The sequence below is a fragment of the Rubripirellula reticaptiva genome (assembly GCF_007860175.1).
GTDB lineage: Bacteria > Planctomycetota > Planctomycetia > Pirellulales > Pirellulaceae > Rubripirellula > Rubripirellula reticaptiva.
This window is the reverse complement of the sequence record NZ_SJPX01000006.1, coordinates 35,765-53,752: the sequence shown is the minus strand read 5'-3', so window position 1 is coordinate 53,752 and position 17,988 is coordinate 35,765. Positions and strand designations below refer to the sequence as shown.

Here is a 17,988-nt window from a genome sequence, read left to right as displayed (position 1 = left end):
TTAGTTACCTTGGGTTTGAGGAGTGGGTGAGTTGTTGGTCAGTGCATTCACGAACGCCGACCACGAGAGCGGCAATTCTTCAGCGATGCCGTAGCGGTTCTTGGCAACGCAACTGGGAGATCCGTAAGCACGCACGACGCGTTCGCCACCGTCTTTGCCGATCGCATGAGCGATGGTGCGTTTGCGGTTGAAACCTCCGTCTTCGCTTTGCGTTCGCATCTTGCGAGTCGCGAACAACACGGCGTCGCACCATTCCTTCACGAGGGCCGCGGCGTGCTTGTGCAGTCGCGGCGAATAGCGGTCGTAGGGCGAGGATTCTGGATCCTCGAACCGTTCGACCTTGGAATGGGCGATCAGAACAATCACCATGCCGCGAGAACGCAGCACATTGAGAAGATCGAGCACTTCACGCCACAGGGAGAGGGCGTGCATATAACCGCGAGCGTACCCGCCGTCGACCTTTTCGATCGACTCAACGGCGTACTGCTGACAGAGTTTGTCCCAGACGAGACGCTCCAGCCAATCGAGTGAGTCAATCACGACGGATTCGTAATCGTGCTTCTCATTGACGAGCGTTTTCAAGGCTGCGACGACATCATCGAACTTCGTCGCCAGCGGAAAGCGATCGCATTCGATTTCGTCGAGCCCGTCTTCGGTTTGAATGAAGATCGGTTTGGGAGCCTCGCTGCCGAAGGTCGACTTGCCGATGCCTTCGACTCCGTAGAGCAAGACACGAGGCGGCTTCGATTGTCGGCCGAATTGGATGGTTTCAAGTAGGTTGGTCACTGGATTGGTAACTCCTTGATGGATAGGTGAGATGGTTGGCTAAAGGGTTTGGATTTGTTCGACATCGAAATTTCCGTGACGATCACTGGTCACCAGAAAATGCTTGAAGTCGCTCTGCACGACGAAACGCTGTTCGGCGCCGAGTTGATTGCGGAGCGATTTGCAGGATCCGGTGAATTCGCGTGAGGCTTCGTTGAAGCGTTCGGCGGATCGCAAGTAACGGCCGACGGCGAGCGAGAGTGCGACGCGGCGTTCGATATCGAGTTGTTTCATGAGTTCTCGTTTGGTGGTGTTGATTGGTGTTTGAATGACATGTCCCCTCCTGGGTTACTTAGGCGAACGGGACGGGGGTATGACCAGAAAATGAAGAGCGACTTTCAGAACGCCGCTATTTCCAGCGTTTGTCGCGAGGTGGTGTGATGCCGGCGTCGATGAACCGCTGCTGTATGTCTTGCAACATTGAGTGGAAGGCGCGACGGGTCATGCCAGACTGCTTCTGCGTCGCAATGCGCCCATGCTCCATGACTTGCTTGCAGAGTTCTTGCTGATGTTCGGGCAGTTCAGCGAAGACAACGCGGAACGCTTCGACTTCCTCGAATACTGCTTCTTCACTGCGAGTCTCTCTGCCGATTGCGCGGTCTCGATCTTCGAGCGAAAGTGCCGAGGCCAATTCCACCGGCGGGCCACCGTCGGGATCGTCGACCATCGTTGTGAGTGAAACGACAGGGCCGCCGGGCGGAGTGCGAAACGCGGTTTTGCGAGCCTCGAGAATCTTGGCGAGTGCCCGCGAGACGATCATGTCGATGTACGTTTTGAACGTCGCACGCTCGGGCGTGAAATCTTCGAGATACCGCTCGACCATCGTCCACAACGATTGTTCGATGTCGCGGAGTTCTTGTCGTGCGTACGCACCGGCCTTGTAGCCACGCCACGCTTGACAGCGGATGTTGGCCTGGATGTACTTCCAGTCGATGTCGCTGACTTTTGAGACTTCCTGAGTTTTCAAACGAATATCCTCCGGCTGGAGGTTCGTTCGACGACTCCGGCCGGCAAATACCGTGCTGCGAACGGACGATCGTTCACAGGGAAACACGGGCCAGCGGGATCAGCACGAAGGCGAATCTCTCAGCTGGAGTCACGGCGACTCATGGCGTGAGTCTTTGGCACATGGCGTGAGTCGAGGAGAAATTTTACAATTCCCAGTTTGGATCAGCATCTGGCCGATAGCACATTGCATTGCCTTTGAATGCGAGCTTTAAGTGCTCAGCGAGCTCCGCATGATGCTCGGCGATGCGTTTGATGTCGCGGTTGACGGCTTGTCGGACATTTTTGCGTGACTTGGATTCGTCAGTGAGGACACGGGCTTTGCCGTTCCTGCCTGTGTCCTTTTGAAGTTGCGAGAGAATCTCGTACTGTTCGGTCTGCAGCGTTTCGAGCGTACCTGAATCGTTGTTGCGTTCGGCTTCCGCGATTCTTGCACTGATGTCGGCCAGGGTCCGCTTGTACTCACGACGAGCGTGTTCGTCGAATGCCTCGCCCGTGCCGCTGGTGGAAGACCGAGCCACGATCCCGGTGCGAGCGTTTTCGAGTTCGACGGGATTCAGTGTTCTGCCAGGACGTGACAAGAACTCTGCGAGATACCACATGCCAATCGCGTCGGCGAGTACGAACCGATTCTTCTCGAAACAGATCTCCCAGTGATCGCCGGTCATGCGGAAAGAGTTTGGTGGAGAATCATCGCCCAGCCCGAGTCGGTAGCGAAGCTCGTCCAATGCCGCAGTACTCACAACGATCGTCCCCTCCTGGATGAAGAACAGATCGTCGGCGGCGATGACCGTGACCTCGAACGTACGCTCGATCGAGTCAAGGTCGATGCGAGTCCCAGAAAGCGACGGGACAAGCAGTACCGTCTTCGCACCAACACTCATTGCCGTTTCGATAAGCGACGTCTGATCTGTACGAGCGCAGAAGTGAACCATCGTTGATGCAAAGCGAGGTGGTAGCCGACCAAGTTTCTGGACTGAACCATTCGGAACAGCGGGCAGACTCTCGGCACGCCCACCAAGCAACGACATCAACGTTTTGGCAAGTTTTGCAACGCTGAACGTACAAATCGACAACTCATTTCGTTCGACATCGAACACTTCGCCCTGCAAACGATTGATGCCGACGAAGGTTCCGTCATCGTGCTCGATGACGTCGCAAGCGGTGACACCGTCACTGGCCAGCGTCCATGCAGCCAGGTCTGGCGTCGCGGAAAGGAACTGGTGGCACAGTTCCCAATGTTCACCCAGCTCGACCTGCCACGCTCGCCGTGGTGCTCGCAGGCTTGGGATCCGAGAGAGCGTTTGCCAAAGTCGTAGGTGTTGCAGGGTCACGAGGCAGTCCGGTGGTCTTGATTCCGTGGTGAGTCATCCAGGCTTCGATCAGTTCGACGCCGACTTGTCGCGAATACGAGATAATGTTTCCCGAGTGAATCGTCGCCGTGACTTCGGGGTAGTCCCGCAACATGAATCGAAATTTTGCTTTCGTGATCCGGGTACCGAGAGTGAGTTGCTGCTGGTGTTCACGTAGTTGGACGAAGATGCGTCGCCCACGAAAGGTCTTGGTCAGGTTCTGACTGCCCATGAACATCTCAGTGACTTCATCGAGCTGAACAGATTCAATTCCGTCGATGAAAGCTGGCGATTCAATGTCTTCACCGAGTTCATGAATCGGTGACAGATCAAACAACTCCGACGTGGGGAAGAAGTCCTCGTCACCGAATAGGTACTCGCCGATCAAACGGCAGTATTCACGGTGCTCGCTGATCAACGAAGCGTGAACGTGCAATTCTCCAAGCTGCTTTTGAACGAGGATGGTGTCGTAGCCGGCCGGTCGTTGGACTTGATAGCGACTCTTTTCGCCCTCGATGTATTCACCGCGTTTTAGGTTCTCCCCACGACGGACAACGAATGCCACAACGTCGCCCACGTCGTGCATCCACAACGCTGTCCCACCACCGCGGTGCCGATCGCGGTTAAACGTCGACAAACGTTTTTCCATCGCATTGATGACGACCGTGGTCGGCAACTGAAACGGCATCGGTTTCTCGTGCCGATTCATGTAGTGGCGAAACGAACGCTGGCTGGTCGCGATACGCTCGTAGTTCGATCGTCGCAGCAATTCGGGATAACTCATCCACGTTCGCATCGCTAGGTCGGCCGGCGTCAGCTCTTGGTCGGTTGGTAGCGGAATGCCGGCTTTGGAATAGGCCAAGATCAAGGACTCCATTCCTCGATCGTTGGCGACTTCGTCGATGTGGAATTGAGCTTCGATCAGCTCACTGGGAGCGGACCGCGTCGGTGTCCTCAGCAGACGTGCGAGCTTTTTGAATTGGTCTTCGTCGAAACTGGTGTCGGCTGAGATCGTGAATTTCCGCGCGGCGAAGTAGTCCGCGAACGGCAACAGAAAGTCGCGAAGAAGATCGAGGTCGACGGATCCGAGGGCATGGTTGAGGAAACTCGGTGGTCGGAAAGCGGGCATTTGGGACTCATGAAAAATCAGCTTTGGCGATGAACATCCTTGGGGAATGGCGAGGCGACTAGCGATTGCTAGCAAACTCCGTGCTCCTGTTTATCAGACACATGTCCTGTGACACGTCTGGTCCATCGTCACCAGAAAATTCTTCGCAGCCGTTACGACTGGTCCGGTTTTGACGGTGGGCCAGACCGCAATTCAGCCCACAAAACACGTTGCTTTTCCCAGTCCATTTCCATCGTCAGCGGTCGCAGAAGTTTTTCCGAGATTTGCGGCTTGCCCTTCTTCATCCGAGGCAGGAACAGCAGCTCTTCCTGAATATCGGGAGCAAGCAATGTCAGGCTGAGGATCTGCGAAACCCGAGGCTGCGACACATGACCGATCTCCGCAATGTGCTGCAGTCCCGTCGCCCGACCGGACCGGAGCAACTCGTCAAACCGAATCGCCAACGCCATCAGCCGCGTGATTCGCGGCAGCGTGCCCGGAACAGCTTCCTTCTCGTCGACGATTTTGTGACGACGCGATGTCGTCACCGCGATCGTCTTGCGAACCGTAATCATGCGACCGCCTCCTCGCACTCTTCGACGAGCGCGGTGATCGCCGTCGGGTGGTACGAGATCGCCATTGAACCGGCGTCAGGATCGTAGACAACTCTCGCGATGAGCAGCTCGACAAGGTGAACCCGTTCTTTCGCCGTCAGCGAAGTCCAAACCACTTTAAAGTCCGACATCGCAATGTCGATGTCGAGCCGCGAGAGTTGACGGGCGGCGACCTGTTTCAATTTTTCCGTCGCGACAACAACGTCGGCTTCCGCCGTTGCAATCCGTGCTTTCAGGTCTTCGACTCGGATATCGTTCAGGTTCTCGAACACTTCGTGCTTCAGTATTCGTTGAACCTCCTTGGTGTCCCGGTTGATTTGAGCTTTTAACTGAGCCAGGAGCGTTTCAACTTCAGCCTGCTCCTTATCAAGCAATCCCTTCGACCCTTGGTACACGGCGTCGCGCAAGCCTTGGTCATCAACAATGACTCGGAGTTCATCAACGACCGCAGCTTCGATCATCGCAGCTGACACTGAACCCATCTCACAAGCATCGGCACCACTCTTCACCGTCGTTTGGCAAGCGTAATACCGATACACGCTCGACTTCCTCTTTGTCGTTCGATGAACCATCCGGCAGTCGCAGTATGGACAAACAAGGATGCCCTTCAACAGTGCCGAGTACTTGTTGACCAGCCGCTGTGCTCTTCCCTTTTGGTGCGCCTTCAGCATCTTGCCGACCGCGTCGAACGTATCTTGGTCGATGATTGCGTCGTGCTCACCCTCGTAGATATGCTCCTTGTAGGCGATCTTGCCCACATAGAGCGGACTGGTAAGTAGTGAGTGAACCGCCGGCTTGTCGAACACTCGACCACCACGTGTCCGCCCAGTACGAGTTCGCCAAATCTTGTTCGGCCAGCCGAATTCTTGGAGGCGTTTCACCACCGGCAACAGCGAACGATACTCCAAGTACATCTCAAAGATTTTACGAACCTGTTTCGCTTCGGTTGCATTCACGACCAGCTTCGGACTCGTCCCACTGCGGTCAACGTCGAATCCGAGCACCGGCATCCCGCCAGACCATTTCCCCTTGGCTCGCATCGCAGCGATCTTGTCGCGAATCCGCTCGCCAATGATTTCACGCTCGAATTGGGCGAACGACAGTAGAATATTCAGCGTCAGCCGGCCCATCGAGTGCGTCGTATTGAACTGCTGGGTCACGGACACAAACGAAACACCAAATTTGTCGAACGTTTCCATCACCCGCGAAAAGTCCATCAGCGAGCGACTCAGTCGGTCGACCTTGTAAACCACCACACAGTCGACTTTGCCGGCCTCGATATCTTCCATCAGTCGCTTCATCGCCGGCCGCTCGAGGTTGCCGCCCGAGAAACCTCCGTCGTCATACATCTCCGGCAGGCAGCGCCAGCCCTCGGCTTTCTGACTGGCGATGAACGCTTCGCCCGCTTCACGCTGTGCGTCCAGCGAATTGAACTCTTGCTGCAAGCCCTCTTCAGTCGACTTGCGAGTGTAAATCGCACATCGGATCGTCTTCACTTGTTGCGTTTCTTGTTTCTTGCTCATGCGTGTTCTCCCAACTTGAAAAATCGGAAGCCGCTCAAGTGGTTTCCTGTGATGGATTTGGCGACCGCCGACAGAGAGTCAAAACGCTCGTCCTCGTATTCAAAGCCGTCGGTCAGAATCAGCACACGCCGAATCTTGCCCTTGTATCGCCGCTCAACGAAACTCCCTGGCGGAGGAATCCGAGGATCCCAATTCGGTGGCATCTTTGTTCGCACTACGTCGCCGCCGACTTTCGGTTTCGGCGGCGTCACTCGGATCACCGATTCGTCGGCGATTGGTCCGGCTCGAAGCAATGCTCGTTCGCTCAGTCCGCCTTCTTCGTTCGCTTGAATCCGCCAAGCGATGCGGCGGACGATGAAGTTGCGATTTCGGGAACGACATTTCTCTTGATGAACGACCTCGAACTTCGCCACCAGTTGGTCAATCGTTAGGTCGGCCAGCTCGGCGATTTCAAATGCTGCACTAGGACTCATCAGCTACCTCCGGCATGCGTCGGAAGTTGAGGTGTGTCGTTGCTGCTTTTCGTAGCCGCCTTGTACAGCGTTCGCCGAATCGCCCGCGCCAAAATGGTCGCGATCTCTTCGCGTTGTTGTTCGCTCAATGGGATCACCGTTTCTGTGTGAGGGTTCATCGCGGACCGTCTTGCCCGTTGCAAAACAGTCACCGCGAGACACAGTGATCACTGACGGCGGAAAGATCTCAAGTCCCGTTTCCTCAATCTCGCGAGAACTTTCCAAAGTCTCTGGCACTTCGCCGTTTTTCACCCGAATCGTCACCAATTCCAGCAATTTCGCCACTCTCCGCACCTGCACGGCAGGCTGGACATACTTCAACGCCATATAACCCTTCCTCCAAAAACCAATCCCAAGCGAACCGAACAAACCGGCAACCGCCCTCAGGGTTATGTAGGAGAGAACTCAGCAGGGTTAACCAAAAACCGCAACTGCCAACCGTTTTGCAAATTTCGTTCGATTGGATCGACGGTTCGGTTCACTTGCGAGCTCGGCCAGAAAAGAAACCTTCAAGAGCTAGGGCAAAGGCCTGTAACGAACCGATTATGTTCCCGCTTACGTTGGTATGCCAAACATTTCGATTTTGCAATTACCTTGTCAACGTGGGGATAAAGCCATGACTAAAAAGTTCTTTTTCGGTTGCTGGGGACTATTGTTTGGATTGATTTGGCAATCGGTACTGTCCGCCCAGCAGATTCAAAACGATGTCGAGATCCGAAATGAAGTTCTCTATGTCGACACTGACTGGACTCATGATCTTGTGATGTTTTCGATTGATCCGTCATACCCAAATCACTTGACAATTCATATCGCACAGTTTGAAGAGCTCGCCAGGATGGGAATCGCCATGACTGTCGAGGGTGCCTTAGAATATGCCGATGAGAGCGATATTGTGCGTAAACGTCTCGATCAATTTGACCGAGTCGAAGTACGAGTACTCGAGGGTGATGATGTTGTCATCGTGCACCCCAATGTTGCTGTGCCTTTCATGATTCTTGGTGGTCCAGGTAGTGATCGACTGGGCGGCGGCTCTGGCGATGACACAATACTTGGTCACGATCAGGGCGTTTCGTTGAATCCGACAGACGCTGGAAACGATACCCTGTTTGGAGAAGCGGGTAATGATCTATTGTTCGGTGGACCGCTCGATGACTTCATTGATGGCGGCGCGGACAACGACCATATCTTTGGCGGCCAAGGCGACGACCAACTCTTCGGTCGTTCCGGAAAAGACTATTTGTTTGGGGAAAACGGCGACGATTACATCGACGGCGAAATGGATGGCGATGAGGATGTGCTCATTGGTGGGAATGGCAGGGACTATTTTGTAGCGATGCGTGTTGTCATGATGTCTGAGGAAGTGACAAAGACGATCAGAAATAAGGAAGTGACTCGCAAACGAAAATGGACCGAAACACTTGAGGAAGACATCATTGCCGACTTCGATTGGGAATCTGGCGACCAAGCCCCCGCTGTCAACGTTGAATGATTACCTTCGTGTTGCTAAAGGCGGCCTTCAAGGAAACGTTTCCGAATGGTCCGCCGCGAACGTCAAGACGATGCGAAACGATCAACCGTGCCCTAAAAACTGTTTTCAATGACTACTTCGTCGAGCGGTAGTTGTCCCGGTTTCGGCCAAGCTTCTTTGGTGCCTTTGCCGATGGCGACCATGGGGCCCATGACGTGGTCGTCGGGCAGGTTGATCAGTTTGGCGACGGCTTCGATGTCGAAGCCGATCATCGGACAGGATTGGTAGCCCAGTCCTTGAGCGGCCAACATCATCGTTTGCATTGCCAAGCCGATCGAGCGTTGGGCTTCGTCGCGCTGCAGCCACTCGCGGCCTTCGTGGAATGGCCCCATCCAGTTAACCAACATTTCGGCGACTTCCTTCGGCGCGTTCGCAAAGTAACGCGACGGCTCTTTCTGCCATGCCTTCATGTCGGCGGTGAACAGGACCAGCAGTGACGCGTCGGTCATCTGGGCTTGGTCGTTGCCGTGTTCCTTGCGGATCTTCGCTCGCAGTTCGGGATCGCGGAGAATGACGAACCGCCAGTGCTGGATGTTGAAGCTGGTCGGGGCCTGGATGGTGGTTTCGAGTAGCTCTTTTTCCTCGGCCGCCGTCATTTTGTGGTCGGCGTCGAAGTGTTTGATGGCTCGGCGATTGAAGATGGCGTCTTTGACTTGCATATCGGTTGTCTCAAAAGTGAGTTGGAGGTTTGGGGTGTCTCGGAAAATGGTTTCCCCTCGGGCATTCCCGTTTAGGACGATTTTAGGAACGTTGACCACTTTCTTCCGATAGCCCTCCGGTACTTCATAACCTCGAGGTCAAATAGTACAGAGACAACAGAGACCTTTGGCCGAGATCGGCCCAGAGACCGGTTCGCCGGCGGCCCGATAGTACTATTCCAGAGACACTCCGAGAGATCTCTGGCCGGCCAGCGATGACGTAAGTCCTTGCCAGATAAGCGGTAAAGCACGAAAAAAGCCGACGCCAGTCATGAAGACCAACGTCGGCTGATTCGATAACCCGGCGGTCGGTTTAAACCAACATGCCGAATTGAAGTTGCGGGAGCCGGATTCGAACCGACGACCTCGAGGTTATGAGCCTCGCGAGCTACCGGGCTGCTCCATCCCGCGGTGAAGTTCGCCGGACAATTCCTTGCGGTTTCGTCTCGACCCACGTGTTATCGGCGAAACTTGGTTGGTTGTCAACGGCATGGTGACGCACTGCTTAGACTTTGTTTGGAGTGGGTGTCGCGACCTGCATTACCGGACTAATTGGACTTTGTTTTGCTTGTTTGGCCGTGGAGTTCGCTTTCGGCGGCGGAGGCCCTTATCCTATAGCAGGTTAAAACTCGAGAACAAACTTGTTGGTTGATGTCGTGTGCCTGTGCTTTATCCTTAGAATTTTGCCTTAGTTTTGACGCGGCTTTCCTGATACGGCTCTCTGGGCGTCTCTTTTCTCTTCTTCGATCCTGACAGTTCGCCACGATGTCACAAGCCGATTACTCGAACGACGCTGGGCTGAACGATTCCAACGGCCCAGTTTCGATGGGGTCGGGACCGTCCGTACCGACGCCTCCGACCGCCGGTTCGGCACCAAGTGACGAGAAGTCGCCAGGGCAACAGCCTGCTCGTCCACCAACTGCCAGCCCGCCGCCAGTTGGGCCTCCGCCGACAGTCGCTGCGCCGACGGTGCCGCCGCGGGTCGAAACGTCGGGCCAGGTAGTCGATAAAGTTGGGGCAACGATGCCGCCAGCGGCTGGAAAGAATCAGCGTCCTGCGTCCACCAATCGTGAGGCGGTTGTTCCGCCACCGCCACCGCCCCGATCAACTCTTCCGCCGGTCCGACAAGCAGCAGATGGCCGCGCGCCGTCCGGCGTTGGTTGGGCCAAGGGCGTTCGATGGCGTGGTGAGCTGGACGGAATCAAAAATTCGGCGTCGATGCCGCCGGTCGCAGGTGAGGCTGCGTTGCCGCCTGAGGACATGATTGATCCGGGTGAAGACCGGTTTCGGTTTTCCGCGCCTCCTTGGTTAGTCAGCTTGATCATCCACTTGGTATTTCTGTTGGCCTTGGCGTTGATCACAACGCCTGCGGGATCGGGAATCGGTAAGTTCATTTTGACGATGGGCTCAGCGGATGGCGATCCGAACGAAGAAATCACTGATTTCGACATTTCGACAGACACGTTGGTCGAAGCGGACTCGGTATTGCCGTCAGAAGTTGAGTCGGAGATGAACATCGAGTTACCGGAGCTTTTCGAAGCTGTCGAGGATTCGTCCGAAGCACCGACACTGGTACCGCTCGACATGGGATTGGCTGCTTCGGAATCAATGCAACCGATGTTCGGCGGCCGCACGGGTGCGTTGAAGGCGTCGTTGATGTCAATGTTTGGCGGTACCGCCGAGACTCAGGATGCCGTCAAGCGAGGCTTGCTGTGGTTGCAGCGCAACCAAAAAAAGAAAGGCGGCTGGAGCATGATGGGGCCGTATCGCGACGGCAACCATAGCGAGAACGAGACTTCTGCGACGGCGATGGCGATGCTGGCGTTCCTGGGTGACGGGCATACTCACCGCAGCGGCGACTATACCGACGAGATGGAAAAGGCGATGAAGTACTTGGTCGCGATGCAGGATCGCACCGGCTTCATGGCACGTAGTGCTCGCGGTCACGAACAGATGTACTCGCAAGCCCAAGCAACGATCGCGTTGTGCGAACTGTATGGCATGACGAAGGACTCTTGGCTTCGCCCGAGAGTCGAGTTGGCCGTTGACTTTGCACAAAAGGCTCAGTCCGACCAAGGCGGTTGGCGTTACACCCCCAACCAAGATTCAGACACTTCGGTTACCGGATGGTTCGTGCTGGCGTTGAAGAGCGCGCAGAGCGCGGGCATCGAAGTGGATGATTCGAAGCTGCGGCACGTCAGCGATTATTTAGACACTGCGGCGTCTTACGAGGGCGCCGCGTATTCCTATCAGCCCCGCGGTGGTCCTTCGCCAGCGATGACCGCCGAAGGTCTGCTGTGCCGCCAGTACTTGGGTTGGAATCGAGACGATGTTCCGATGGTTCGTGGCATCGAAGCGTTATCGATGGACTATCCGTTCGACGCCAATGACCAGGACGTCTACTACTGGTATTACGCGACGCAGGCTCTGCACCACTTCGGCGGTTCTGCTTGGCGAAATTGGAACGACATCATGAAGGTCGAACTGCCGAAGATGCAAATTCGCAGTGGTCGCGAAGACGGCAGTTGGTCGCCTCAGGGTGACGCATACGGATCTTATGGGCGTCTTTATACGACTTGTTTGTCGATCTATTGCTTGGAAGTCTACTATCGGCATATGCCGCTGTATCAGGTCGGACACGAGTAGACAGCTAGGTCGAACAGGCCGCCCGTCAGCTTGACGTTTTTTTTGCGTCGGCAAGCGGGACGTCTGATCCCTGTTTGCGGAACACAAAGAACGCCACAATCAGAACACAGCACCAAGCGGGAAGGTCGCCAATCCTGACGTACACGCTGCTGCGGTCATCCTTGCGAGGTTTTGTGATTAGCGTCTCGTTGGTGCCATTGGCTAGTCGCGCGACAACCTTTCCATTGGAATCGATGTGTGCCGTGGGGCCATTGTTCGCGGCCGAGACGATCGGGCGGCGGATTCCGACGGCTACCAACTGAGCACAGCGCAGGTGATGTTCAAGGACCGACGAATCATCAAACCACCCGTCATTGGTCACCGTTGCGATCATATTCGGCATTTCGCCAGTGCTAGCGAGAGATCGCATCTGATTGACCGTGACTCGTTCGACCGCGGTTTCAATGCAGATGTTGGGTGATACGCCAATCCCGGCAATCTCCATCCGTTTGCCGCCTTCGCCTTTGTTCAGGTGAGGGACCATTTGGCCGATCCAAGGCAGATCGCAAACCAGAGGTATGTTCTCGCCGACCAGAACCAGATGAGTCTTTCCGTACCAGTCGACGATGTCGCCATTTGTGTCGACGTGAATCACGCCGCTGAACATCTGCGGCGTATCCGCATAATCGATGACTCCGCAACCGGCAAGCAGTTCTGGCGGAGGCACTTTCGAATTCGCACCGACCATCAATTGCTGGATGTACCTGCAACGCTGGGTAAAGTACCGCTGGTGATCGGCGACACCAGCCTGAAATTCTTCGGCCGTCATCGACGCTTCGGCGGGAATGGTAGCGTCCGGTGCAGCAGTCATCCAAGGTGTTGCACCCGAGAACATTGACTCGGGCCAGACGATCATGGCGATCGGTTCTTCGGATTCGCGAACCGCTTTGACGGCTTGGTTCGCATAGTTTTGAAAGATCTCTTCTTGACGTTCGGGACTTTGTACGTAGTTGACTTCTTCGTCTCGTTGAAGCAGCGCAAACGTGCCTAGCGATTCACCGATTGGCTCGGAGGTACGAAACATTCCGTACGCAATCGATGCGATCAGCAGAGCGGAGGCGAACGAACTCGCAACCAACGCAGACCTTGAACTCGCCAAACCCCGCCATCGTTGCCAAGTTACGAAAGTCGCGACATTGGAGCACACCAGCACGACGCCGACGCCGTAGGAACCAAACAAATCCGCAATTTGGATCATCACCGGGACGTCCACGACTAGATGACCGAGCATCGCGGCGGAAATTCCCGTCAGGAAGTAGTTTCGAACCAGTTCAGTTGCGACCCAAACGATCGGAGCCGCGACAAGAAGCGGAACGCCACGCGAAATCGCGCGCCGAGTCACGCCAACGAAGGCGACGTGGTAGACGGCCAAATATGCGGACAACGCGATCCAGCACGCGTACATGACTGGGTGAGCGTGACGCAGTCCTTGAAGTGCGATCAACCAATATGCGGTCGACGCAATCCAAATGAACCAATAGCAATTTCGGGTCAGTGGTGTGGGAGACGTCGCTAGGTACAGCCACGGCATGATCGCAAAGAATGCAAGCGGCCAAATGCCAAGGGGTGGACCTGCTAACCACAGCATCGATACGGATGCGAGTGCAATCAGAGCGACTTGGTTCGGATTGGTTTGCGTTTGTTTTGGTTCGTCCATAGCGGGCGAATGGTACCAGAGTGCGAGGGCAAGCCGAAGATCGGTTGTGCCAGCGGATCCGGGGTGCTTGGAACTGACCGTTGGTGGTTGGGATTTGGAATTTGGGAACCACAGTTTGATGCTACTGGCGGCGTCGCGGCCACGGGAACGGTGGATTAGAATGTAGCGAACGGATTTCTGCTTCTCTTTCTGCAGGTGAACGATGCCACCCGACGAATACCTTGGCCCCTACAAGATCGGTGCCCTGATCGGACGTGGCGGCATGGGTGCGGTTTACGCGGGCGAGCATGCCAAAACGGGCGAGAAGTGTGCTGTCAAACTAATCGCCGCGCACGTTTCGGACGACCCGAGGTTTCGGCGTCGTTTCGATAGCGAAATCCGTGCTTTGAAATTGCTGAAACACCGCAACATCGTACGGATCATTGGCGAGGGCGAAGACGAAGAGGGGCGTCTTTTTTATTCGATGGAATTGATCGACGGCGAGACTTTGCAGGCTAGGATTCGGCGACAGAAGAAGCTGTCGTGGCAGTCCACCGTCGGCATTGCGATTCAAATCGCGGCCGCGCTGAAGCACGCGCACGACATCGGCGTGACTCATCGTGACCTGAAGCCGGCCAACTTAATCTTGACCGCCGATGACACCGTTAAGTTAGTCGACTTTGGAATCCCAAAAGTCTTTGGTGATGACCGAGAACAGACGCAATTGGGGTCGGTGCTTGGCACGCCTGACTACATGGCGCCCGAACAGGCGGTCGGCGGTCCGATCACTCCGCGTACTGACCTGTATGCGCTCGGAAGCGTCATGTACGCGATGTTGCTTGGCCGTGCGCCATTCAAAGGCAAGAATGCGACCGACGTGATTGATGCGTTGCGGCGTGACCGCCCGGTACCCCTGGACTTGGTCAATTCGGCGTTGCCTGAAGAATTGACGGCGCTCGTGCATCAACTGCTAGAAAAGAAGCCAGAAGATCGGCCGCCGACCGCGTTGTCGGTCATCAATCGATTGAAAGCGATCTTGGCCGAACCGCGTCATCACGAGACTCAGACCGGCAAGTCATCGGCCACTAACATTGGTGACCGATCCGATGGTGAGACGAATCTGGTTGATCCGGTAACAACAGATTCCGATGACACGCGCGAAGGTTTCCTACCGCGCGGTGAAACTCCGCTTAGCACTGCAACCAGCCCCCGATCGTCTGAAACGTCGCGTCGATACCGAGTCGCCGACGAGATTTCGACTCCTGGTCTGGCGACCGCAGTCTCGCGGCGAGACCAGACGGTTGAATCCACAACGTCAGGGGGCGAGTCGCTTGATTTTCCGAATCAATCGAATGCACCGGAAAACGGTGAGGTTCGGCGGGCGAGATTTGCGACGGTCGATTTAGAATCGCCTATCCTGGGATCGCCAGAACACCGGAGTCATCCACTCCTGCATGGAATCGCAATTGCTGGGATGATCGCGGTGTTGATGGCAGTTGGGTATTTAGCGTTTCGAATGCTACAGCCGCTGGGGCCAGACGCTAGTTATCAGGCAGCAATCGAATCGGGTGAAGTTGCGAAGTTAAGTTCGTTTCTTCGCCGTTTCCCGGACGATGAACGTGCCAACGAGATTCGCGATCTGCAGATGGAGCTGCGAGTCGCCGCTACGTTGAGAAGATTTTCGGCCCAAGACAAAATCGGCATCGTCGAGTTAGGGCCAGCCGAGCTGGGGTTCATTGCGGCGTTAAAGGACCGGAAGACTAAGCCAAATGAATCGGCAGAACGAGTCGGGCAGTGGTTGAACGTGTTCGATGGATCCGCAGAGGCTGAATCGGCCCCTGTTCTGGCGGAACTACTTGAACTTGCTCGCTATCAACGGGACAGGTTGAAAACTCGATCGCCACAGCGGATCGAAGATTCGCGAACTGCCGAGTTGTTGAAAGAAGTGCGGGATATTCGATTGCTTTCGAATAAGGATGAGATTCGCAAAAAGTTGACGGGCATCATCGAAACGTTTGGCGATCTCGGCTGGGCGGAGCCCGCGGTCGAAGAGGCTCGGAAACGGTTGCAACAATTGTAGGCAGCTTGTTTTTCGCTAGTTAGGAATGTTCGGTCGTGACCGTGTTGCGATTGATCACGGACCACTGAAATTCTTGCAGGAGGGCGATGCAAACGGCGAACGATGCTGCGAACACGAGTGCACCGTAGATCGATACAGCGACAACGATTGCCGCATTGGTCAACTGAAAGCTCCATCCGAATAGTCCGACCGCGTAGAAGCCATTGAGCAATGCCGAGCACCCGATTGCAAAGAACATCGCAACCCACCAGCCGATCCGATTGTTGGCACCTGACTGCATCGTGCTGATCATCAGAGTGATGATCGAGATTGTCGAAACGACTCCCCAAGCACCGAAGAAAACTAGACCAGCATGCAGGTCTTCGGTACCAACAGCGACGAGAATTGCGAATCCAACGGCGAAGAAGACCGTTAGTTCAAAAAAGTTTCGCAGGCCGGTTGGTGGGATCGGCGCCGAATCCAGTGGCTGGGCGTGCGACAGCGTGTAGGGAGTAAAGAACTGTACGAACAACGCCACCGTTGCAGTCGCAACGAACTGCGCGAACAGGCATGTTCCGGATTGCAGAAGCATCTCTTCGATAGACGCCCCTTCGATCAAACGAAACATCGTGGCGAAGACAGCAAAACCAAAGCTAACCGCGACCGCGGCAACAATCACTCGCAACAACACCGAGCGAAACCAGAAGAACGATGTAGCGGTCACAAATGAAAAGATCGCAAGCGTCGGGATCGCGATCGTTTGAATCATCAGCATAACCAAAGTAAAGCTAGCGAGACTGTTCAACCAATCTTCGGCCAGTTTGGTTGTTCCGATCATCAACACTGCGGCGACGGCTAACAACAGGCTCAACGAACCGATTCCGCCAACGACACTGAACAAGGGTGAGAAAGGCTCATCTCGCGGTCGATTACGGAAATCGCGAAAGCTGTCGGACGCCATGTACTGACGTACTGCGATCTGATCGTCGGTTGGTGCCGTGGTCGCTGCGTCACTGGAATCCGAGGATGATTGAATGTTGTTCAAGTCTCGTGTTGTTCAAGTCTCGTGTTGCTCAAGTCTCGACGGATCTCAGCGGATTGACGGGAAGATCAACCAGAACGCTTCTCTCGTTGCTAGACAGTAGTGTTGCTAAACAGAATCGCAACTAGACGAGCACGGGCTCTAGGATCGGCGTGCTGTGGATCATCAGCTTCTTGTGATCACGGACCACTCGCATGAAGTCCTCTTCGCAAACGGGTTTCTTCATGTAATCGTGCACGTTGAGTTCGTCGCAACGGGCTCGAAGTTCAGGATCACTTGATGCAGTGAGGACGACCGTCGTGGTACCGCAGGTGTTCACGTCTGCAACGTTGGACCGCTTGACCGCTTCCAGGACATCTAACCCAGTACCGTCGGGCAGCATCATGTCCAACAACAAAAGGTCGGGTTGAGGAGCACGAGAAAAGATACCTTCGCGGCGCAGAAACGCCGTCGCTTCGCTAACCGATCGGACCAAAGTCAATCGGTGATGCACCCGACTGCGACGCAGTGCAAAGATCGTAACTCGCGCGTCGGTCCAACCGTCTTCGACCAACAGGATTTCCATGGGTCGGTTTTTTGATTCGCTGTGCATAATCCGTCACCTCGATGGAGAGTAATTCCGTCTGAACTAGCCAATTCTACGTGTCAAAAGCCACGCATTACCTATTAATGGAATCGAATGATTGATCAATCATGTCGGCTTCCAACCGTTCGTGTTCGCACCAGAGTCGATCAAACTGACGAGTCTGTTCAATCAATCGGCACAGATGATCGTTCTGGACACCTCGATACTGAAGTTCCTCAGCTTGTTCAGCCAAATCGCTGATCATCAAATACAGTGTCCCGTGCTCTGCAGCCACTTTAATTGCCAAATCCGAAAACGCTTCATTGTGCGGTTCGGGAACCGCGATGTAGCCGTAAGATTCTTCCAACGAAAACTGCAACGACAAAGCGTCGCGAAGATCGTTCAGTAGACGAGTTAGACGTCGTAGAACTTCGGTGGGTTCGCCGTCGGCGCGATAGGCCCGGCGGAGGTTTTCTGCAACGGTCCAAAGATCTGGGTTGCTGTCCTTGATCTCTTGCAGAAAAGCGGGATTGACCGTCTTGGCGGTCGCCGTACTGATCACAGCCATTTTTTGAATCGCCTCCGTGAGAACCGTCTAGGAATCGAGACGTCTAGCATCATACGAGCGGTAGCGCCTGAGTCTGGTGACCGCCACCCAATAGCGTAGCGAGGCGAAATTGTAAAAGTCAAGCAATTCCGGCAAACTGACAAGAAATCCCTCTCAATTTTGGCTCATCTTCGCCACCAAAATTTGCATGGGCGTACAATTCCGATGAGACAGCGTTTTGTCTTCGAGGGATTCACCCCCCATCCAATGACGGTGACGGCCAGGGACA

At 55.0% G+C, this 17,988-nt stretch carries 17 protein-coding genes and 1 tRNA gene; 3 read left to right on the top strand and 15 right to left on the bottom strand.

Annotated features, from left to right (window positions below; translation table 11 throughout):
- From Poly59_RS25470 to Poly59_RS29770, 9 genes are all read right to left on the bottom strand, one after another.
- Positions 1 to 786: an ATP-binding protein gene (locus Poly59_RS25470; protein ID WP_146536966.1), complete on the bottom strand. Its 786-nt coding sequence runs from the start codon at positions 784 to 786 to the stop codon at positions 1 to 3.
- Positions 787 to 825: 39 nt separating this feature from the next.
- On the bottom strand, positions 826 to 1,059 hold the full coding sequence (locus tag Poly59_RS25465; protein ID WP_146536965.1) for a hypothetical protein: 234 nt from the start codon (positions 1,057 to 1,059) through the stop codon (positions 826 to 828).
- Positions 1,060 to 1,174: 115 nt separating this feature from the next.
- On the bottom strand, positions 1,175 to 1,792 hold the full coding sequence (locus Poly59_RS25460; protein ID WP_146536964.1) for a hypothetical protein: 618 nt from the start codon (positions 1,790 to 1,792) through the stop codon (positions 1,175 to 1,177).
- Between the two features lie 184 nt (positions 1,793 to 1,976).
- Positions 1,977 to 3,164: a hypothetical protein gene (locus Poly59_RS25455; RefSeq protein WP_146536963.1), complete on the bottom strand. Its 1,188-nt coding sequence runs from the start codon at positions 3,162 to 3,164 to the stop codon at positions 1,977 to 1,979.
- Positions 3,073 to 4,311 (bottom strand): hypothetical protein, encoded by a 1,239-nt coding sequence (locus tag Poly59_RS25450; RefSeq protein ID WP_146536962.1) that lies wholly within the window; start codon positions 4,309 to 4,311, stop codon positions 3,073 to 3,075. Before Poly59_RS25450 ends, Poly59_RS25455 begins: the two co-directional genes overlap by 92 nt.
- Before the next feature lie 152 nt (positions 4,312 to 4,463).
- Entirely contained in the window at positions 4,464 to 4,865 is a 402-nt protein-coding gene (locus Poly59_RS25445) for a hypothetical protein (protein WP_146536961.1), read from the bottom strand.
- On the bottom strand, positions 4,862 to 6,427 hold the full coding sequence (locus Poly59_RS25440) for a recombinase family protein (protein ID WP_146536960.1): 1,566 nt from the start codon (positions 6,425 to 6,427) through the stop codon (positions 4,862 to 4,864). The genes Poly59_RS25445 and Poly59_RS25440 overlap by 4 nt, the downstream gene beginning before the upstream one ends.
- Positions 6,424 to 6,900: a DUF2924 domain-containing protein gene (locus tag Poly59_RS25435; RefSeq protein ID WP_146536959.1), complete on the bottom strand. Its 477-nt coding sequence runs from the start codon at positions 6,898 to 6,900 to the stop codon at positions 6,424 to 6,426. The genes Poly59_RS25440 and Poly59_RS25435 overlap by 4 nt, the downstream gene beginning before the upstream one ends.
- Positions 6,900 to 7,058 carry a hypothetical protein gene (locus tag Poly59_RS29770; protein WP_186776519.1) on the bottom strand — a complete coding sequence of 53 codons (159 nt, stop codon included), beginning with the start codon at positions 7,056 to 7,058 and terminating at the stop codon, positions 6,900 to 6,902. Before Poly59_RS29770 ends, Poly59_RS25435 begins: the two co-directional genes overlap by 1 nt.
- A gap of 497 nt (positions 7,059 to 7,555) precedes the next feature.
- Here Poly59_RS29770 and Poly59_RS25430 point away from each other — a divergent pair, with 497 nt between their 5' ends.
- Positions 7,556 to 8,428 (top strand): calcium-binding protein, encoded by an 873-nt coding sequence (locus Poly59_RS25430; protein ID WP_186776518.1) that lies wholly within the window; start codon positions 7,556 to 7,558, stop codon positions 8,426 to 8,428.
- Positions 8,429 to 8,520: 92 nt separating this feature from the next.
- On the opposite strand, the gene Poly59_RS25425 is transcribed toward Poly59_RS25430, so the two are convergent.
- Together Poly59_RS25425 and Poly59_RS25420 are read right to left on the bottom strand one after the other, a co-directional pair.
- Entirely contained in the window at positions 8,521 to 9,126 is a 606-nt protein-coding gene (locus tag Poly59_RS25425) for a nitroreductase family protein (protein WP_146536957.1), read from the bottom strand.
- Positions 9,127 to 9,502: 376 nt separating this feature from the next.
- Positions 9,503 to 9,576, bottom strand: a tRNA-Met gene (locus tag Poly59_RS25420).
- Between the two features lie 354 nt (positions 9,577 to 9,930).
- Between Poly59_RS25420 and Poly59_RS25415 the strand changes: the two genes are divergently transcribed.
- Entirely contained in the window at positions 9,931 to 11,811 is a 1,881-nt protein-coding gene (locus tag Poly59_RS25415) for a prenyltransferase/squalene oxidase repeat-containing protein (protein WP_246151942.1), read from the top strand.
- Between the two features lie 25 nt (positions 11,812 to 11,836).
- Here the strand turns inward: Poly59_RS25415 and lnt are convergent, their stop codons facing one another.
- Positions 11,837 to 13,507, bottom strand: coding sequence for an apolipoprotein N-acyltransferase (gene lnt / locus Poly59_RS25410; protein ID WP_146536956.1), 1,671 nt, complete (start codon positions 13,505 to 13,507; stop codon positions 11,837 to 11,839).
- A gap of 202 nt (positions 13,508 to 13,709) precedes the next feature.
- On the opposite strand from lnt, the gene Poly59_RS25405 reads away from it, so the two are divergent.
- Complete coding sequence (locus tag Poly59_RS25405; protein ID WP_146536955.1) at positions 13,710 to 15,566, top strand: serine/threonine protein kinase; 1,857 nt, start codon at positions 13,710 to 13,712, stop codon at positions 15,564 to 15,566.
- A 19-nt stretch (positions 15,567 to 15,585) separates the two neighbouring features.
- Here Poly59_RS25405 and Poly59_RS25400 read toward each other — a convergent pair whose 3' ends face one another.
- The 3 genes from Poly59_RS25400 to Poly59_RS25390 all read right to left on the bottom strand — a co-directional run bounded on the left by Poly59_RS25400 (position 15,586) and on the right by Poly59_RS25390 (position 17,720).
- On the bottom strand, positions 15,586 to 16,590 hold the full coding sequence (locus Poly59_RS25400) for a hypothetical protein (protein WP_146536954.1): 1,005 nt from the start codon (positions 16,588 to 16,590) through the stop codon (positions 15,586 to 15,588).
- Between the two features lie 121 nt (positions 16,591 to 16,711).
- Positions 16,712 to 17,152: a response regulator gene (locus Poly59_RS25395; RefSeq protein ID WP_246151941.1), complete on the bottom strand. Its 441-nt coding sequence runs from the start codon at positions 17,150 to 17,152 to the stop codon at positions 16,712 to 16,714.
- Positions 17,153 to 17,246: 94 nt separating this feature from the next.
- The gene (locus tag Poly59_RS25390; RefSeq protein ID WP_146536952.1) at positions 17,247 to 17,720 is read right to left on the bottom strand and encodes a hypothetical protein; all 474 of its coding nucleotides are present in this window, start codon (positions 17,718 to 17,720) and stop codon (positions 17,247 to 17,249) included.
- Positions 17,721 to 17,988: the final 268 nt, after the last annotated feature.